The organism is Ureibacillus thermophilus (assembly GCF_004331915.1).
In the GTDB taxonomy this organism is placed as follows: domain Bacteria; phylum Bacillota; class Bacilli; order Bacillales_A; family Planococcaceae; genus Ureibacillus; species Ureibacillus thermophilus.
Map to the genome: position 1 here is coordinate 1,696,734 of NZ_CP036528.1, position 18,305 is coordinate 1,715,038.

Below are 18,305 nucleotides of genomic sequence, written 5' to 3' on the forward strand. Positions count from 1 at the left end.
GAAAGGAGTCACGGCGGTGAAGGAACAAAATCATCGACTCCGTAAGTGGACTGAGCAAAAAAATGTGAACATCCCAGAGCTTTTTTTTCGCCATTATAAAAAATTAGGCATCTCGGATAATGAAGCCATGCTATTGTTGCAAATATTGGCCTTTCATTCAGAAAACGTTTATTTTCCGACTCCTAATGCGTTGGCTGAGAGAATGCACTATACGGATGAAGAAATTCTAGCCAAACTGGAACGCCTCGTTCAAAAGGGTTTTTTAGAAATCTCCCAAGGATATGACGCAAACGGAATATTGTATGAAAAATATTCCTTATTTCCATTATGGGATCGAATTTTGGATATCGTTGATAAACAAGCAATCCATCAAGAAGAGCAGCAAAAGAAAAAAGAGGAAGGAGAAATCTTTACCCTTTTTGAACAAGAATTTGGCCGTTTGCTTTCCCCAATAGAAATTGAAACGATTTCTTCTTGGCTGGATCAAGATCAGCATTCCCCAAAAATTATCCGGGAAGCATTAAAAGAAGCGGTGCTCGCCGGAAAATTATCTTTTCGTTACATCGACCGGATTTTATTCGAATGGAAAAAGAAAAACATTCGCACTATCCAACAAGTGGAAAAGCAACGGGAACAATTCGTTAAACAAAATTCACCTTCCATCCCTCCAAAGCAATTCACACCGGAAAATCACAAAAAAGTGCCATTTTACAATTGGTTAGATGAAAGAGAATAGGGGAGATCAAATGTTGACAAAAAAGCAGTGGGAACATTGTTTAGAAGTCATCGATCAAATGTTCCCTGATGCCCACTGTGAGCTGGTACATAAAAATCCGTTTGAATTATTAATTGCAACGCTTCTATCGGCCCAATGTACCGATCAGCTCGTCAATAAAGTAACAAAAGATTTGTTCCAAAAATATCACAAACCGGAAGATTATTTATCAGTGCCATTAGAGGAGTTGCAGCAGGATATTCGCTCCATTGGGCTCTATCGAAATAAAGCAAAAAATATTCAAAAATTATGCGAAAAATTGATTGCAGAATTTAACGGAGAAGTGCCAAAAACAAGGGAAGAGCTGACTTCGCTTCCGGGAGTGGGAAGAAAAACGGCCAATGTGGTTATGTCTGTGGCTTTTGGGATTCCTGCCATTGCAGTTGATACTCATGTGGAAAGGGTAACAAAACGGCTCGGTTTATGCCGTTGGAAGGACAGCGTGTTGGAAGTGGAAGAAACGCTCATGAAAAAAACGCCGAAGGAAAGATGGTCCAAAACCCATCACCAATTAATTTTCTTTGGCAGATATCATTGCAAAGCCCAAAATCCTCAATGCCATCAATGCCCGCTGTTAGATGTGTGCAGAGAAGGGCAAAAACGGTTGAAAAAAGGGTTGGTTAAACAATGATTCGGGTGAAAAAAGAAGCTATTCAAAAGGACCAGATTGAACCGTATTTTCAGAAATGGGACAAATTATCGAAAGAAATTTATCAGGCTCATGACGAGTGGAATAGAGAAATGGCTCAAAATTTAATGGAACAAGGAATTGCCCTTTTTGAAGAATTGATGGTCAAAGCTTCAGATACAGATTCTGAAAAGCTTGAATTCCATGAAGCATATGAAGCAATGCCGTTAAATGGGTTGGAGCGTTTTCAATTCATTAAAGCAAGACCAGGCCAATATGCTTGCTACGTACAGCTGGATGAATTGTTTAAAGAAGTGAAAAAGCGATTAGCGCGGCTCCGAGTGCAGAAATAGTACAGCCAAAAGCGGTTGTACTATTTTTTTAGAAAAATTTTCATAATAAAGTTAAGTATACTTTACATTTTAGTAGATGTAAAGTATACTTAACATACAATTAAAATTGTAAAGTAAACTTTACTTTTTGGAGGGGTTATGAAGAATAGGATTCGAGAATTGCGAAAAGCGATGAATATGACGCAGGAGGAATTGTCACAAAAAATTGGTGTTTCACGCCAATCCATTATTGCAATTGAATCTGGCAAATACAATCCATCCCTTGAATTGGCATATCATATCTCCAAAGTTTTTGACTTAAAGATTGAAGAAGTTTTTATTTTTGAGGAGGAGGGGGAAGAATGACGTTAGACGCAATTGGTGGCATAATTGGATTATATGGGGGATTGATATGTGGTTTAATAGGCTGGTGGTTTGGCCGCAAGCTGGCAAAAAAGAACCGAGGCCTGGATGAATTTTACCAACACATATGGAAAACGGCAAGATCCTACTCCTGGTATCTGACTATTTTTGTCTTGTATTTATTATATTCTTTGAATATATTTGGTGTTGAAATGAGCGTTCCAATGGTGTTGGCGATGTTGACGTTCATTCATATAGGTAGTTGGGGCGTGATTGGAGCCATTTTAACCATCAATTTATCAAGGCCAGAGCCATTCCAAATTTCGCCAATAATGATGGGTATTACGATCATGGTTATATCAACTAGTATTCTTACAATAATTGCTATATGGATGAAAAATATATGGATTTTATTTATAACCGTTTTACCGAATATAGTGGGGCTGTATATTGCTTTGTTGGGAAGAAAAAAGGCATTAGAATAAGTGTTTAGTTCAAAATTCAAAAAGAAAGAGGCAAGGGGAAAAGCGTATTCCACTTGCCTCTTTTTTCAATTACTTTATGGTGTTTCAGTTGTTGGAGAAGTCGGCTCTGTAGGTGGGTTGACACCGTTATTATTTCCAGTCTCATTTGGATTTCCGGTGTTTTCATTACCGGTATTTGGGTTATTATTTCCGTTATTACTATTGTTGTTTTTATTGCCATTATTGTTTTCGCTATTATTTCCGCTGTTGTTTCCACTATTGTTGTTTCCGTTTGGTTTTCCTTGGTTTCCATTGCCGTTATTGTGATTTGGCGGTGTTGGTTCAACAACTCCGTCTGGGGAATCTACTTCCGGCTCTTCAATATCGCCATCAATCGTAATTGTTACAGAAGCAGGAGAACTGCGGACATCACCAATGATGGCTACAACCGTAAATGTGTATGTTCTTCCAGCTTCAACTCCAGTAAAGGTTGCTCGTTTATCAGCAGTAGTCGTGACAACGCTCGATTTTCCATCATCGGAATTCATGGATACTTCATATAGAACAGTTGAATCTTCGTAATCTTCTGGTACAGTGAAGTCCCATGATAAGTCGACAATACCAAAGGCTGGATTCACAGCTTGTAAATTAAATGGTACGGGGATTTCTTCTTTTTCATATTCATCGGAAACCTCTGTCGGTTCTGTTCCGCGGACGAATAATTCTGTACGGCGTTTATCGCTTGGTGTATTTTTGCTTGCCAATTTTAACGGTTCAGTTCCGACTTCAATCGTTGCTTCTACAACAGAATTCGGTTTTGTAAATCGTTTTGTTTGTTTTCCTTCAGAAATTTCGACCATGATTTTGTTGAACAATACTTGTGGAAGACGGCGTTCATCCCATGTTGTAATTGGATCTGAACGTTTTTCATAACCGCTCCAAATGGCAATAGAGTAGTTTGTTGTGTATCCGACAAACCATGAATCCGGCACCGCTGAACTTGGTAAATTAAATTTACTAAAGTCTTCGGAATCATAGTTTGTTGTCCCTGTCTTACCCGCAATGTCTAATCCGGGAACTCTTGCTGCTGTACCTGTAGCGTTTGGTTTATTGCCTACGACATCTCGGAGCATATCTGTAATCATATATGCCGTATAGTCGTTCATAGCGACAACAGGTTCTTGTTTAGTTGTGATTTTCGAACCGTCGCGGAAGACGATTTCTTTAATCGTATACGGTTTATTATAGACGCCGTTATTTCCAAAAGCTGCATAGGCGCTAGCTAATTGGATTGGTGATAAGTGAATACCGCCGCCGCCAATGGCATCAGATTCATACACTTTTTCAGCATCAATGCCTAATTTAGAAATGAACTCTTTTGCTTCCCTTGCGCCGACTTCTTGGAAGGTTTTCACTGCTGGAACGTTTCTGGAAGCATATAGCGCTTCTCGGACGGTAATTGTGCCAAAATATTTTCCGTCCCAGTTGCCAAATTTTTTCCCGTTGGAATATTGATAAGGTTCATCCACAATGGTTTTGCCAGTCGACCATTTTAAATGCTCAATGGCAGGACCATAGGCAATAAGCGGCTTCATTGTGGAGCCCGGCTGTCTTCTTGTATCGTCAGCATAGTTGTAGCTTCTGCCTGCCCCATAATTTCGTCCGCCGCCAACAGCTCTTAATGCCCCGGATTTTGTATCAACGACTGCAACCCCTGATTGTATAGTTTCCGTTGGGAAATTGCTGTTATTATTCATTATGTTTTCGACCACTTCTTGAGCTTTTGGATCGAGGGTTGTGTAAACTTTGATGCCCTCTGAAAGTAAACTTGGATCTCTTTCTTCAATTTCATTTAACACAATATCCAAGAAAGCATCATATTTTGTGCCGGCAACGCTTTTTCTATGTTCTTCAGGCAATAAGCGGGAAGTGACATCGACTTTTTTCGCACTTTCCGCTTCCGCTTTAGTGATTTTGCCGTGTTGAACCATAAGGCTTAAAACGATATCGCGGCGTTTCTGTGCCCTTTCAGGATTTTTAAAAGGATTGTAATTGTTTGGACTTTGCGGCATACCTGCCAGCATCGCAATTTCATCCAATTCCAATTCATCCAGCTCTTTTCCGAAGAAATACTCCGCGCCTGTAGCAAAACCATAAATGTTTCCCGAAATTAATACTTTATTAAAATACATTTCAAAAATTTCTTCTTTGCTGTATATGCGCTCAAGCTGAATGGCTAACCATGCTTCTTGGGCTTTACGTTTCAATGTTTTTTCATTACTTAAAAATGAGTTTTTCACGACCTGTTGGGTAATAGTACTTGCACCTTGGGATCCAAAACCGCCAGTCACGTTTGCTAAAACGGCTTTTCCGAGGCGCAATACATCAATACCAAAATGGTCAAAAAATCTTGAGTCCTCTGTTGCAAGAATCGCATCAATCATTTCCTGTGGAATGTCATCATAGTCAACGTATTTTCGATTCTCCACCCCGAATGTGGCAAAAGGTTCTCCGTTCATATCATAAAATTCTGCAGAAATAGGATCTTTTAACAAGTCTTCATTAAGTTCTGGCGCAGAACTTGCGTAATAAATGAACAGTCCAGCTCCAAAAACGGATCCCGCAAGAAAAAGGGAGAGAATGGAGATAATTCCCCATTTCAACCATTTTTTCATGGGTGTTTGTTTTTTTCTTTTTTGCTTTGATGCTCGCATTTTTCTTAGTTCTGATCGAGAACGTCTATTTTCGCTCAATGCTATCGCCTCGCTTTTTTAAACTAACATTCTTTGTTGCAAATATAATTTTTAATGATGCTTATATAATCAATTCGAGGATTGTAACCTGGAATGATCTCGTAACTTTTCGTTTCAAAGGTTTCAATCGGTATCGATTTTCTTCCTCCTTCTTTCATGTTGCACCATGCTTCGTACAAAACGGAAAAGGGAAGCAAAAAGTATCGGTTCAGCTTTGAAAATCGCACAATGGTAAAGGTAATGCCTTGTTGATTCACTACATTTTTCATATGGGTGATTTGATGTTCATGTACGTTTTTCAATGGAAAAGATGATGTGCTTTCCGTTTCTTTTGCTTCGAAATCGATATAGTAGCCGTTCCAAACACCATTATAATCCGTTGTGGAAGGAGTGCGAAAATATGCTTCCCGAATGACAGCAGCACTTCTTTTAGGGTACTCTACTTTGACGATTTGTATTGGAACAGGTTTCTTATGTATGATAGCGATTTGCCTGCTTAAATAGTATGCGTTTGTTTCATTAATTTCTTCTTCGAGGGTTTTCCCCCGATTGCTGTAAGAGAAATCTTTGTTTTTTTTCGTGCGAATTTTTGGTGCTTCATTTTTCGGCTTATAAGGTTTTCCGTTTGGATATTTAAGCATCATCAATCACCCTCTAAAAAAATGATATCCAAATCTCGTAATTAGTTTAACATAAAAAATGATCGAAAAAATTGTTCTTTTAGCTAACGATGTCTAGTTTTGACAAGTCGAAAGGTTTTTCCCTCCTTGCATGGAATTATCCAATAAAATAAGAAGGAGGAATGGTATGAACAAATTTCAATTGCTTTTATCCCAAATCGATTGTTTAGATGAATTGATGACAGCTAAATTAGAAAATGAGCGAGCTATGATGAATGACCAATTTTTTGCTCAAATTGTTTCCACTCATCAGAAAGTAAGCTTAGCAGAAAAGAATGTTGATGTAAAGAATACTTGTTCCCCTATGGATAGTGAATTAGAATAGATTTTGATAGACTATGAAGTAAGAGGTATCTATCTTATGAGTTTGTTAGAATTGACAAGAAAGTTGATGGAAGAGTGTGATGCGTCAAGAAATCGTTTTTTAAAAATGCGGGAGCTTGGCGCCACACCAAATTTTTTTGAAGAAGTAAAGCCGTATGCAGACGAAATACACCAATTGCTTATAGATTGGAAAGAGTTGGCGATTCAATGGATTGAAGAACATCGCCCCAAATATATTCATGTTCAATAAATTCAAAATGTTGTAGAATCAATGGATAAATTTGTAGTTGAATCCTTTTATAAAGAAACGAGCAAGAAACGATTTTTTCAATCGGTGCATTCTGTAAGTTTTATCCTTTCAACTTTGTTAAGAGATTTGGAGGAGAAAAATCGTGAAGAAGAAAACAACCATTGATGAACTTATTCGGGAATGGCAGCTGGATGAGGAATTAAGACAAAATATTGCTCATATTGTAACCATCGATGGAAAAGAAGGGGAATATGCAGATTTTCCAGAGCAATTGCATCCATCCCTAAAAAAGGCGTTGATTGAGCGGGGGATTGAAAAGTTGTACACCCATCAACGCGAAGCCTTTGATTTAGCCCTTGCAGGAAAATCTTTTACGGCCATTACACCAACAGCTTCCGGAAAATCGCTGTGCTATCATTTGCCCGTGCTTCAAAAAATTCTTGAAAACCCATCTGCCCGGGCAATTTATTTATTTCCTACAAAAGCATTGGCGCAAGACCAAAAGACCGACTTGAATGAGCTGATTGATGCAATGGGCGAGGAAATATATTGCTATACATATGATGGAGATACTGCTCCAAGCATTCGGCAAAAGGTTCGAAAAGCAGGTCATATTGTCATGACGAATCCCGATATGCTTCATTCCGGAATTTTGCCCCATCATACAAAATGGGTTTCGCTATTTGAAAATTTACAGTTTATTGTCATTGATGAACTCCATACATATAAAGGCGTGTTTGGCAGCCATGTAGCCCACGTATTGCGGCGGCTTGTACGCATTTGCGAATTTTATGGCAGCCATCCTATTTTTATATGTACTTCCGCAACTATTAAAAATCCTAAAGAGTTGGCGGAAAAATTAACGAATACAAAACATGAACTCATCGCTAAATCCGGAGCGCCGGTTGGAAAGAAAACTTTTATTTTTTACAATCCTCCAATCATCCATAAAACTTTTGGGGTTCGGCGAAGTTCGGTATTGGAAGCGAGCAGTTTAGCAGCACGGCTGTATCAGGCTGGCATTCAAACGATTGTGTTCGCCAAATCCCGGGTGACGGTGGAAAGGCTAGTCACCTATTTAAAGGAGTTAACGAAACATAAAATCAACGACGAATCCATCCAAGGCTACCGCGGCGGCTATTTACCTTCAGAGCGTCGCCAAATTGAAAAAGGGTTGAGAGATGGAACGATTCAAATTGTCGTAAGTACAAATGCCCTTGAATTAGGGGTCGATATTGGACAACTGCAAGCTTGCATTATGACCGGGTATCCCGGCAATATTGCAAGTGCATGGCAGCAGGCAGGGAGAGCGGGAAGAAGGCAGGAATCCGCATTAATCATTTATGTAGCCAATTCCACAGCACTAGATCAATATATCATCCAACACCCGGAATATTTGCTTGGCAATTCTCCGGAAGAGGCGCTTATTAATCCGGACAATATTCTTATTTTAATGAGCCATTTAAAATGTGCAGCATTTGAATTGCCTTTTTCGTCATCTGATTCCTATGGTGAATTTGAAGTTGAAGAGCTGCTTGAATATTTGCAGGAAGAAGGGGTGCTCGTCAAAACGAATGCCCATTTTTATTGGATGAGCGACCGCTTCCCTGCCCATGATGTGAATTTGCGTTCAACTGCGGAAGAAAATGTCGTCATTATCGACCAAACCATTCCTGCAGGTACAAAAGTCATTGGGGAAATGGATACGTTTTCAGCGATGACCCTTTTGCACGAAGAAGCCATTTATCTTCACCAAGGTGTCCAATATCAAGTGGAAAAACTCGATTGGGAAGAAAAGAAAGCGTATGTTCGCGAAGTGGATGTCAATTACTATACCGATGCAAATTTGGCGGTGGAATTAAAAATATTAAGCGAGGACAAAACTGCTTCCTATAAATGTGTATCGGTAAGCTACGGCGATGTAAGTTTGGTAGCAATTCCTACTATTTTCAAAAAAATCCACATGACAACGCTGGATAATATTGGTTCAGGAAAAATTCATATTCCGCCGATGGAAATGCATACAAATGCAACGTGGCTTTCTTTTGAATTACCAGAAAATTGGTCGGAAGAAATGCTTACGGATGCCTTAACTGGGGCGAGCTACGCCATCGGTTCACTCATCCCATTATATATTCAATGCGACAGGAAAGATGTCAACGTAGTGCCTCAAGTGAAGTCCGTCCATTATGAAAAACCAACTTTATTCATTTACGACAGCTATCCTGGAGGAATTGGATTAAGCGAAAAAGTTTATGATTTGCTCGTTCCAATTTTAGAATTGACGATTCAACATATACAATCCTGCCCGTGCCAACATGGCTGCCCATCTTGCATCGGAGCTCAAGACAGTTTAAGTGATGGGAAAGAGCGGGTTGTAAAAGTGTTGAACATAATTTTTAATGAAATGATGTGATCGGATGAGTTATGAAAATAAAATAATGCAATTAAAAAAAATGCTTGGAAAAAAGAAAACAGAAGAATGTCCTAAACCTTCCTATCCAAAGCCTGAAAAGCCGGCCCACATAGATGAATGGGAAAAGGCCGGCCTTTCCATCGTGGAAAATGATTTTGGAGTCCTTGTAAAAAGACAAGTTCGGTATCCTATTTCATATAAACATGGACGATATAAATTGGAACAATTTTTTCATGTGGTAGAAAAATGGGAGAAAGCAAACTTGGAACATCCCTATGCCATCCATTATGGAGAAAAGGTGTTGTTTTTTGATACGGAAACCACCGGATTAAAAGGTGTTGGCACACACATTTTTCTTCTTGGTCTTCTTGAAGTGGATGAAGAGGAATTTGTGCTGAATCAATATGTGCTGGCTGATCCAGCGAATGAAGCTGCTTTTTTATTTGAATCAAAGTTGTGGAAACAAGGATATACGATTGTGACATACAACGGAAAAAGTTTTGATTGGCCGATGCTTCAGATGCGCTGGACGTTCCATAAAAACTATTTGCCGAAACTGCAAATTCCTAGACAAATAGATCTATTTCATAGTTCTAAACGAATATGGAAAAATCATTTAGAAAAGGTTAAATTAATGAAGGTGGAAGAAGAAAAGTTGGGATTTAAACGGGAAAACGATATTCCTGGATTTCTTGCACCAATCATTTATGCGGATGCAGTGAAAAGTGGAGATGCCACTGGACTGATGAAAGTACTTCAACATAATGAATGGGATATCTTGTCGCTAATTGTGCTTTACATTCATTCAACCAAACTTCTTCTGGATCAACAGCTGCAAGATGAAGCCATTACTTACACCAATATTGGGAAATGGTATAAAGATTTAAAGGAACTGAAGCAAAGCGAGCAAGTCTTGTTAACTGTAACGGAACATTTTGATGAAAAGGAAACGGGGCTTGCTTATTACTATTTGGCCTTTCAGCAAAAACGCAACAAACAATTCAAAGAATCGATTGTATCTTTTCAAAAGGCTATTCATACAATTGATGGGAGAAAAAAATTAGAGGCATATGAACAATTGGCAATGCTTTATGAACATCAAATGAAAGATGTTTCAAAGGCAATGCAGTATACAATAAAAGGAATTGAAATGCTTCAGGAGTCGGATTTTCTAAGTGAAAAGCAAAAGAAAAGCCGCTTGGAAAAATGGGATAAACGATTGCAGCGTTTAAAAACAAAAAGGGGGAAATACTCTTAAATATAATGAATCATTTCCCAGGCAAGCGCAAAGTTTGACAAAATTTCTATTCAAAACACGTCGAATAATGCAAAAAAATACAATTTTATGGTGCTTTCTTGTCCTTGATAAAGGATGCATGTGGTATAATATATAGTACGTATGTATCGATGGAAGGGCGATGTGGATGGAAATCAAATTAAATTCCAAGATGATATTGGAAAAAGAATTTAAGAGACAAATGAAAGGCTATAATATTGATGAAGTCGATGAATTTTTAGATATTATCATGGAAGATTACGACAATTTCAATAAAATTATTAAAGAGCTGCAGGAAGAGAACGCCCGGTTGAAAAAAGAACTGGAAGCGGCAAAAAAACAACAATCTCCCCAATTTGCAGGAAATACGAATTTCGATATTTTAAAGAGATTATCGAATTTGGAAAAGCATGTATTTGGCAATAAATTGTACGATTGATAATAATCTCATATTGATTTCAAGCATTTGTTTAGTATAATAATATGTACATCATAGTGATTTCGGGTAATCGCTGCAAACAATTTTTGTTTGTAGAGGAAAGTCCATGCTCACACGGATCTGAGATGACCGTAGTGTTCGTGCTTACCGAAAAAATAAGGTAAGGCAAAGCTGTTTTAGCTTTGACGGCGGAAGTAAGACCTAAGTTGCTTTTTGCGATATGGTCGAGGCTTCCTGAAAGTGCCACAGTGACGTAGCTTCACTGGAAACGGTGAAGGTGGAACGCGGTAAACCCCACGAGTGAGAAACCCAAATTATGGTAGGGGCGCTCTCCCGAAGGAAATGAACGGAGGGAGGGACGGGAAGAATGGATCTTCCCGTAGATAGATGATTACCCCTGACAGTACGAGGCGAACGCTGCTTGAGTACGCAGGAACAGAACATGGCTTATAGAAATCGCTATGATGGGAAAACCGTTGAATATCCAAATTTGGCAATTCTAAACTTTTACAATGAAAAAGCTCTCCAATCATTGGAGAGCTTTTTCATTGGGTTCTTTGTCAAATGGTGTTGGTGAATAAATTTTAGTGACATTATTTGGTAATATGTAATCGGATGGCTTAGGGGAAATTCGAGGTTCCCCTAAGCGGTTTTTATTTTCGCTAAGTTTTGGGTAATGAATATTCGGTTTCTAAAGTGATAGAAGGATCGATAACCGAAAGAAATGCGTTTAATCACTTTGATTTTGTTATTAATCCCCTCTAAAATGCCGTTATTATAATCGTACTTTAGCGTATTCTCGACGTAATTGATGTATTTGTTGATTGTCTTGATGGCGGTTTTCATATAGCTGGATTCCCAAACCAATTTCAAAAATAAGGAAACAGAGCGAATGGAAAAACTCATTGTTTTCTCCATTCGCTCTGTTTTTATGGACTTTTTAGACAAGCCCTGAATTAGACTTTTACCACAATTTGAATCCTTTAGAACCAACTGGGGATGTATTAATAATATCAATGATTGGAATTGTGTAAGCGAAGATAATAACTGCAATCATGATAACGCCCCAGAGTTTGAAGTTTTCAAGAGAAGCTGGAACTTTTGCTGCTCCTGGTGCAACTTCTGCAACAGGAAAATCTTGCTCGCCTTTTGGTGCAAAGAATGCTAGGTAAATGATTAATCCAGTAATTACTAAGATTGCAATGAATAGGATTGAACCACCAATTGCTTGAGCTACTTGGTAAGAAATCCATTCAGCTGCTTGTTCTGAACCGCCGTATTCGGAGTAAGCAGAACGACGTGGTGCTCCTAATAAACCTGCAATGTGCATGGAGCTTGACATGATTGTCATACCAATAGCCCATAAGATACCAACGCAGTTTGCCATGCTGTTTGCACGTTTTGTTAATTTTCTACCATTTAGGTGAGGGATTAACCAGAATGCTGTACCAAAGTATGTTAATGCAACAGCAGTAGCAATTGTTAAGTGGAAGTGACCTGTTACCCAAATTGTATTATGCACAAGTTCGTTCATTTGGTAAGAAGCGTTGATGATACCGCCAGCACCACCAGGAATGAATGCAACCATACCGATAAATGGAAGCAAGAATCTTGAATCGTTCCATGGCAATTTTTTAAACCAACCGAATACACCTTTTCCGCCAAGTTCGCGTCCTCGCAATTCAAATGTTGCGAACATGGAGAAGGCTGTCATTAAAGATGGAACAACAACGAAGAATGTTAAACATGCTTGAATGAATTTCCATAATGCATCAATACCAGGTTCCATGAATTGGTGGTGGATACCAACTGGCACTGAAAGAATCAAGAATAGCATGAATGCAAGTTTTGCTAAAGATTCAGAGAAGATTTTTCCGCCAATGATTTTTGGAATTACTACATACCAAACCATGTAAGCTGGCAATAACCAGAAATAAACTAATGCGTGACCAAAATACCAGAATAGAGTACGAGATAATAATACGTCAACACGTTCAACCAAACCTAAAGACCATGGCACTAATTGAACTAATACTTCAATTGCTACACCTAATGTACAAACATACCATAAGAAGTTATTGACAACGACCATGAAAGAAAGCAATGGTGATGATTGACCTTTATTTTCTTTTTTCCATTGCACAAAACGCATAATTTGCGCAGCACCAGTAATCCAAGAACCGACGATAACGAATGCTAAACCAAGGTAGAATACAACGTGTGCTTGCAATGGTGCATAGAATGTATAAAGCACGGAAGCTTCATTTGTAAGAATCATAGCTGCTGCTGCCACTAAACCAATTGTAGCAACCCAGAAACCAATCCAGCCGATTGTGCGTTGTTTATCAGTGAATGTACCGCTAGTGCGGCTGACAGCAGCTGTTTGGAAACCAAGAATGAAGAAAGTTGTTAAAACAAGTCCGAGTAAAACGCCGTGAACTGTCAATACTTGATAGTAGTTAAGAAAACTAGGAAGTTCATAGGCACCAGAACGAACTAAAACTTGTAAAAGTCCAGCTGTACCACCTAAAAATACGGCTATGAATGCAACATAAATATAAGCTAATGCTAATTTTCCGTCTTTTCGATCAACATTTTTTAAACCTGAAGATACAGATTTTTGCACTGTTTCCTTAGTTGTTGTCATCTGGGTCCACCACCTTTAACGTAGAGTACATCAATGCGTGACCTGTACCACAATATTCGTTACATACAATTGTATACGTTCCAGCTTTATCTAAAGTTGTAATTTTTTCAGATACATAACCAGGTTCAAGCATCAAGTTGATGTTTGTGCCTGCAACCTCAAAGCCATGAATAACGTCTTTTGTAGTTGCAATGAAACGCACTTTAGAACCAACTGGGATTTCAATTTCCATTGGATTGTAAGCAAATGCTTGAGCAACAAGTACAACTTCATAATCCCAATCTTTTCCTTCTACTTTGTGAACCCCAGGGTTATTAAACGGTTCAATTTCATCAACATTTTCATAGTTGATGATCCATTTTGAATTATTTGGATGAGTCCCGCTATGGAATGCGCTGACACCAAGGATGATAAGGAATACGATAAGTGTTCCTGTACCAAATACTAACCACCATTTCTCATACTTGTGTATCTCCATTGTTTTCCCTCCCAACTTAAGTATTGCATTCGACATCAAGTGTTTAGAAGCGTCCAATGTACAGGTCGAATGCAATTACCCAGAAGATGATAATAATAATACCTACACCAAAGGTTGCAATTAGAGTACCTTTTAAATCTTCTTCAGATGAAGGCTTTTTAGGATTTGCCATGTCTCTCCCTCCTAAATCTCTATAAGTTACTTCAGATTCATCATAATAAAAATAATAAGGCTAAGATGTGATAAAAATCACAGTTCTAGAATGGAAATGTGAAATTACTGTGAAAGCTAATTCTTTATTTTTTGCTGTTTTTGTTGGCCATTTTCTGTTTGTTAGCGGAAACAGCAATAGAAGTATTGTTAATACTGCTTTTTTAATCAATTGAGGAACATGGTAAATGTTGGGGATTCAAATAATTCATTTTCCTTTTAATTGAGAAAGGGTTTCATCTATTTTTATTTTTTTATATAATCATTGATAAAGATTCTCAAAAAGAAAGGGAATGTTTGAATGGTTTACTTATTCATTGCCCTGGCCTTTGCCATTTACTGTTGGATCGGGACATACATTTTGAAAAACGTGACAAAATAGTGCCAACCATTATAGAGGGGCACTATTTTTATTTAAAAAAATCTCTTTTTTCCCGGAATCTTTTCGATTTTATAGCGATTTTGCATTGAAACCGTGTTAATATTATAATTGTGACAAAATGAAGTCAAAGGGGTATTTATTGCATGGGTACTTTTGATGAAAAATTAGAGCAACTGTTAGAACAAGCAGCCATCCAATACATAATCTTTCAGCAAAATGAAGATGAAGAACGCATGGAAAAACTTCATCTATTTGCGAAAAAACTATTGCAAAAAGAATATGTCATTGGATTTGCCGGCCACTTTTCTGCGGGAAAATCCAGCATGATTAATGCATTATCCGGTGAAGATATTTTAGCATCTAGCCCGATTCCGACGAGTGCCAACATTGTAAAGGTGCATAAATCGGATGAAGATTTTGCCATTTGTTACATGAAAAATGATAAGCCTGTGAAATTTGAAGCTGGCTACGATATAAAAACGGTGAAAGAGCTTAGCAAAAACGGAGAGCTTGTAACTCAAATCGAAATCGGGCATAAAGATTCGAAATTGCCTGTTGGTGTAACTGTAATGGATACTCCGGGAGTCGATTCCACAGATGATGCTCACCGCATGAGTACAGAATCTGCATTGCATATTGCGGATATCGTCTTTTATACGATGGATTACAACCATGTGCAATCAGAATTAAACTTTCAATTTACGAAACAATTAATGAAATACAATCCGAATGTGTACTTGATTGTAAACCAAATCGATAAGCACAACGAACAGGAGCTTTCCTTTGAAGAATATAAAGAAACGGTTTACAACTCCTTTAAAGCATGGGGAGTGGAGCCAAAAGGCATTTTCTTCACATCGCTAAAGCAGCTTGATCATCCGCACAATGATTTTGAGAAAGTCAAAAACATTGTCATGGATTCCATGGATCATTGGCAAGAACGTTTGATTGAAACAGCCGAAAATACATTGAAAAAAATGCAAAGTGAACATTTAGCCTATTTAGAAGAGGAGAAAAACTCCCTCTTTGAAGAGCATGCAGACATTTTATCACGAGATGAATGGGAAAATCGCGAAGATATTATAGAGCAATATGAAAAATTGAAATTGCAGACGGCGCTTTTCTCTATTGAAAATTGGGAAGAAAGCTTCAAAGAAAAGCGGAATGAATTGCTTGAAAATGCGGCGATTATCCCTGCAGATTTCCGGGAGAAATTGCGGCTTTATTTGGAAAGCCAACAGGAAGGATTTAAAGTAGGCGGTCTATTCGGCTGGAAAAAGAAAACCCAGGAAGAAATCGAACGCCGCAAAAATGATGTGTATGACCAATATCAAAGCATTTTGCAATCCCAAATCATCGGCCACATGAAAACTTTGATGAAACAACAGTTGAAAGATGTCGGCGCATTGACAGATGAAAGGGCAAGCGAAATCGATGCAATGGCTTTTGATGTGCCATTTAGTCTTATTGAAGATTGTGTGCAAAAAAACGCCATTGTAACTGGAGATGCGGTGTTGAACTTTGCCAATCGTGTAAGGGAAGCAACCCGCCGCTACTTCATTCGTGAAACGGATGCTTGGAAGGAAAGCCAAATTCCGATCTTAAAAGAAATCAGTGAAACAGCTCAAGCACCAGTTCAGCAAAAATTAAAAAATTTAGAGAAAAAAGCGAAAGCGATTCAAAGCATTGTGAGAATAGATGAACAAAAAGAATTTTTGGAAAGACAGCTTGTACATGCTTCCAAAAATACGAGAGATGATGCGAAAAAACAAAAAGCCCAATGGGAAAACCGTTTCGAACAAGAATTAAAAGAAGTCCGATTGTTCGACCCTTCCATGTTGAAAAAAGAAGAGAAAGAAGAAGTGTTTGTGGAAGGGCAAGAAGAACGTACAAGTCTTTCCGTGCAAGGAGAAGAAGTCGTTGAAAGCGCAGTGCGTACAGCCAAACTCGTCCGCCAAGTTGAAGGATTTGAAGAAGTGGCAGACTTCTTATTGAAAAAAGTAGAAAGACTTGAACATAAAGACTTTACAATTGCCTTATTCGGCGCATTTAGTGCGGGTAAATCCAGTTTCTCCAATGCGTTGATGGGTGAAAAAGTATTGCCGGTTTCTCCAAACCCGACAACAGCAGCCATCAATAAAATACGGCCTGTTGATGAACAGCATCATCATGAAACAGCCGATGTGCAACTAAAAACAAAAGAACAAATGCTGGAGGATATTCAATTCGCATATGAAGCAATCGGCCTTGCGGTAGGCTCGCTTGAAGAGGCGTATAATCGGGCCGATGAAGCATTGAATGTGGAGCTGAAAGATGAGCGCCTCAATGTTCATAAATCCTTTATACGCGCTTATAAAGAGGGATATCCAACATATGTCGAAAAACTTGGTGAAGTTCTTCGCGTCAATCGGGAAGAATTTGAACGCTTTGTTGCGGAAGAACGGCGCTCTTGCTTTGTCGATAACATCAACTTCTATTATGATTGTCCTTTAACGCGCATGGGTGTAACCCTTGTCGACACACCGGGAGCAGATTCCATCAATGCCCGCCATACAGGGGTGGCTTTCGAATATATCCGAAATGCCGACGCAATTCTTTTCGTCACATACTACAATCATGCCTTTGCGAAGGCTGACCGGGAATTTTTGATTCAATTAGGCCGCGTAAAAGATGCCTTTGAATTGGATAAAATGTTCTTTATTGTGAATGCCATCGACTTAGCGAAAGATGAAGAAGAAGCGGAAGAAGTAAAAGCATACGTACGCAATGAATTGCAGCGCTTTGGCATCCGCTTCCCTAAATTGTACGGTGTATCCAGTTTGCTTGCTTTGCGAGAAAAGCAGGAAAAAGCGGAATATTCATCAGGCATGCAGCAATTTGAAGAGGCGTTTTACCGCTTTTTAAATGAAGACCTTGCATCCATTGCCATTCAAGCGCTTCATGAGGAAGTGGAAAAAACTCATCAACGTTTATCAGATTTAATTACACAAACAGAGGAAAACTTAAAACGGAAAGATGAGCGGTTAGAAGAACTCGCCCAATTAGAAAATTATGTAGAGAAGCATTACAGCAGTGCGTCTACTAGCATGATTGAAAGCGATACGAAACAAGAGTTGGATGAATTATTATACTATGTGTTGCAACGGGTATATTACCGTTATCCAGACTTCTTTAGAGAAAGTTATAATCCATCCACTTTTGCAGCTATGTCGCCGCAGGAAGCTTTAAGCAAAGCGCTTAAAGAAACGTTGAGTTCATTAAAATTTGACTTTGCCCAAGAACTTCGGGTAACGAACTTCCGTATTAGCCAATTTATTCAAAAACAAATTAAAGAGCGGTTTAAAGAGGAAAGCCGTTCATTAAAAGAAATGAACCCAAGTTTTTCATTCATCGCTTATGAATTTGAAGATGCGCAATTATTGGATTTTGAAGGCCCATTTGAAGACTTTAACAAATATGCTTCCGTAAAATCTTACTTTAAAAATACGAAATCCTTCTTTGAAAAGAATGAGAAGGAGCATTTAAAACAAGCATTGGAAGATATGACAAAACCAGATGCAGAAAAATATTTAGAAGAGGAAAAACAACGAATCATGGATTGGGCCCGTGAGCAAATTGCTAAGGAAGCGGAACGATTGCGCAAGCATATTTACCATCAGGCCATGAATCAAATTCAAACAGAGCGCTTGCTATTGCAAGAAGAAAGCCGCTTAGCAGTATGGAAAGAAATTTATCAACAATTACAAAAAGTGGGAGCTTAAAAGCCAAAGAGGTTTGGACAAATCTAAAAAAAGAGGCTGGGACAAAACTAGCTTCTAGATAGGAAAAAGGAGAATTTGAGCCAACTCAAATTCTCCTTTTTTCCATTTATCCCCATTGTTTTTGGTT

General features: G+C 38.5%; 16 protein-coding genes, 1 other RNA gene and 1 pseudogene. 12 read left to right on the forward strand and 6 right to left on the reverse strand.

All coding sequences use genetic code 11. The features are described 5' to 3' along the window. Positions 1-16 precede the first annotated feature (16 nt). The 5 genes from DKZ56_RS08400 (at position 17) to DKZ56_RS08420 (ending at position 2,583) form a co-directional block, all read left to right on the forward strand. Positions 17-736 (forward strand): DnaD domain-containing protein, encoded by a 720-nt coding sequence (locus tag DKZ56_RS08400; protein WP_208649572.1) that lies wholly within the window; start codon positions 17-19, stop codon positions 734-736. A 10-nt stretch (positions 737-746) separates the two neighbouring features. Continuing rightward, the gene (nth, locus tag DKZ56_RS08405) at positions 747-1,406 is read left to right on the forward strand and encodes an endonuclease III (protein ID WP_208649573.1); all 660 of its coding nucleotides are present in this window, start codon (positions 747-749) and stop codon (positions 1,404-1,406) included. Continuing rightward, complete coding sequence (locus tag DKZ56_RS08410; protein ID WP_208649574.1) at positions 1,403-1,756, forward strand: YpoC family protein; 354 nt, start codon at positions 1,403-1,405, stop codon at positions 1,754-1,756. The genes nth and DKZ56_RS08410 overlap by 4 nt, the downstream gene beginning before the upstream one ends. A gap of 138 nt (positions 1,757-1,894) precedes the next feature. Next, positions 1,895-2,101: a helix-turn-helix transcriptional regulator gene (locus DKZ56_RS08415; RefSeq protein WP_208649575.1), complete on the forward strand. Its 207-nt coding sequence runs from the start codon at positions 1,895-1,897 to the stop codon at positions 2,099-2,101. Further along, the gene (locus DKZ56_RS08420; protein ID WP_208649576.1) at positions 2,098-2,583 is read left to right on the forward strand and encodes a hypothetical protein; all 486 of its coding nucleotides are present in this window, start codon (positions 2,098-2,100) and stop codon (positions 2,581-2,583) included. The genes DKZ56_RS08415 and DKZ56_RS08420 overlap by 4 nt, the downstream gene beginning before the upstream one ends. Before the next feature lie 74 nt (positions 2,584-2,657). Here DKZ56_RS08420 and DKZ56_RS08425 read toward each other — a convergent pair whose 3' ends face one another. Beyond that, the gene (locus DKZ56_RS08425; protein ID WP_208649577.1) at positions 2,658-5,315 is read right to left on the reverse strand and encodes a penicillin-binding protein 1A; all 2,658 of its coding nucleotides are present in this window, start codon (positions 5,313-5,315) and stop codon (positions 2,658-2,660) included. A 23-nt stretch (positions 5,316-5,338) separates the two neighbouring features. Further along, a complete protein-coding gene (recU, locus tag DKZ56_RS08430) occupies positions 5,339-5,959 on the reverse strand; it encodes a Holliday junction resolvase RecU (RefSeq protein WP_208649578.1) in 621 nt (206 codons plus the stop codon). 163 nt (positions 5,960-6,122) lie between these two features. Between recU and DKZ56_RS08435 the strand changes: the two genes are divergently transcribed. The 6 genes and pseudogenes from DKZ56_RS08435 (at position 6,123) to rnpB (ending at position 11,155) form a co-directional block, all read left to right on the forward strand. Beyond that, positions 6,123-6,320, forward strand: a complete 198-nt coding sequence (locus DKZ56_RS08435; RefSeq protein ID WP_208649579.1) for an endonuclease — start codon at positions 6,123-6,125, stop codon at positions 6,318-6,320. 66 nt (positions 6,321-6,386) lie between these two features. Beyond that, positions 6,387-6,734, forward strand: a pseudogene (locus tag DKZ56_RS08440) (YppE family protein). After that, the gene (locus DKZ56_RS08445) at positions 6,709-8,985 is read left to right on the forward strand and encodes a DEAD/DEAH box helicase (RefSeq protein ID WP_208652210.1); all 2,277 of its coding nucleotides are present in this window, start codon (positions 6,709-6,711) and stop codon (positions 8,983-8,985) included. Before DKZ56_RS08440 ends, DKZ56_RS08445 begins: the two are co-directional and overlap by 26 nt. Before the next feature lie 4 nt (positions 8,986-8,989). Next, complete coding sequence (locus DKZ56_RS08450) at positions 8,990-10,243, forward strand: ribonuclease H-like domain-containing protein (protein WP_208649580.1); 1,254 nt, start codon at positions 8,990-8,992, stop codon at positions 10,241-10,243. A 166-nt stretch (positions 10,244-10,409) separates the two neighbouring features. Continuing rightward, complete coding sequence (gene gpsB, locus DKZ56_RS08455) at positions 10,410-10,700, forward strand: cell division regulator GpsB (protein WP_208649581.1); 291 nt, start codon at positions 10,410-10,412, stop codon at positions 10,698-10,700. Between the two features lie 58 nt (positions 10,701-10,758). Beyond that, an RNA gene (gene rnpB, locus DKZ56_RS08460) (RNase P RNA component class B) lies at positions 10,759-11,155 on the forward strand. A gap of 187 nt (positions 11,156-11,342) precedes the next feature. Here the strand turns inward: rnpB and DKZ56_RS08465 are convergent. Genes DKZ56_RS08465 through DKZ56_RS15735 form a run of 4 tightly spaced genes read right to left on the reverse strand, consistent with a single transcriptional unit; the run spans position 11,343 to position 13,997 of the window. Beyond that, the gene (locus DKZ56_RS08465) at positions 11,343-11,606 is read right to left on the reverse strand and encodes a transposase (protein WP_222837111.1); all 264 of its coding nucleotides are present in this window, start codon (positions 11,604-11,606) and stop codon (positions 11,343-11,345) included. A gap of 58 nt (positions 11,607-11,664) precedes the next feature. After that, positions 11,665-13,347 carry a b(o/a)3-type cytochrome-c oxidase subunit 1 gene (locus tag DKZ56_RS08470; protein WP_208649582.1) on the reverse strand — a complete coding sequence of 561 codons (1,683 nt, stop codon included), beginning with the start codon at positions 13,345-13,347 and terminating at the stop codon, positions 11,665-11,667. Next, on the reverse strand, positions 13,334-13,825 hold the full coding sequence (locus tag DKZ56_RS08475) for a cytochrome c oxidase subunit II (RefSeq protein ID WP_208649583.1): 492 nt from the start codon (positions 13,823-13,825) through the stop codon (positions 13,334-13,336). The genes DKZ56_RS08470 and DKZ56_RS08475 overlap by 14 nt, the downstream gene beginning before the upstream one ends. Before the next feature lie 43 nt (positions 13,826-13,868). Continuing rightward, positions 13,869-13,997, reverse strand: coding sequence for a hypothetical protein (locus tag DKZ56_RS15735; RefSeq protein WP_281275644.1), 129 nt, complete (start codon positions 13,995-13,997; stop codon positions 13,869-13,871). Between the two features lie 563 nt (positions 13,998-14,560). Between DKZ56_RS15735 and DKZ56_RS08480 the strand changes: the two genes are divergently transcribed. After that, positions 14,561-18,178 carry a dynamin family protein gene (locus DKZ56_RS08480; RefSeq protein WP_208649584.1) on the forward strand — a complete coding sequence of 1,206 codons (3,618 nt, stop codon included), beginning with the start codon at positions 14,561-14,563 and terminating at the stop codon, positions 18,176-18,178. Positions 18,179-18,305: the final 127 nt, after the last annotated feature.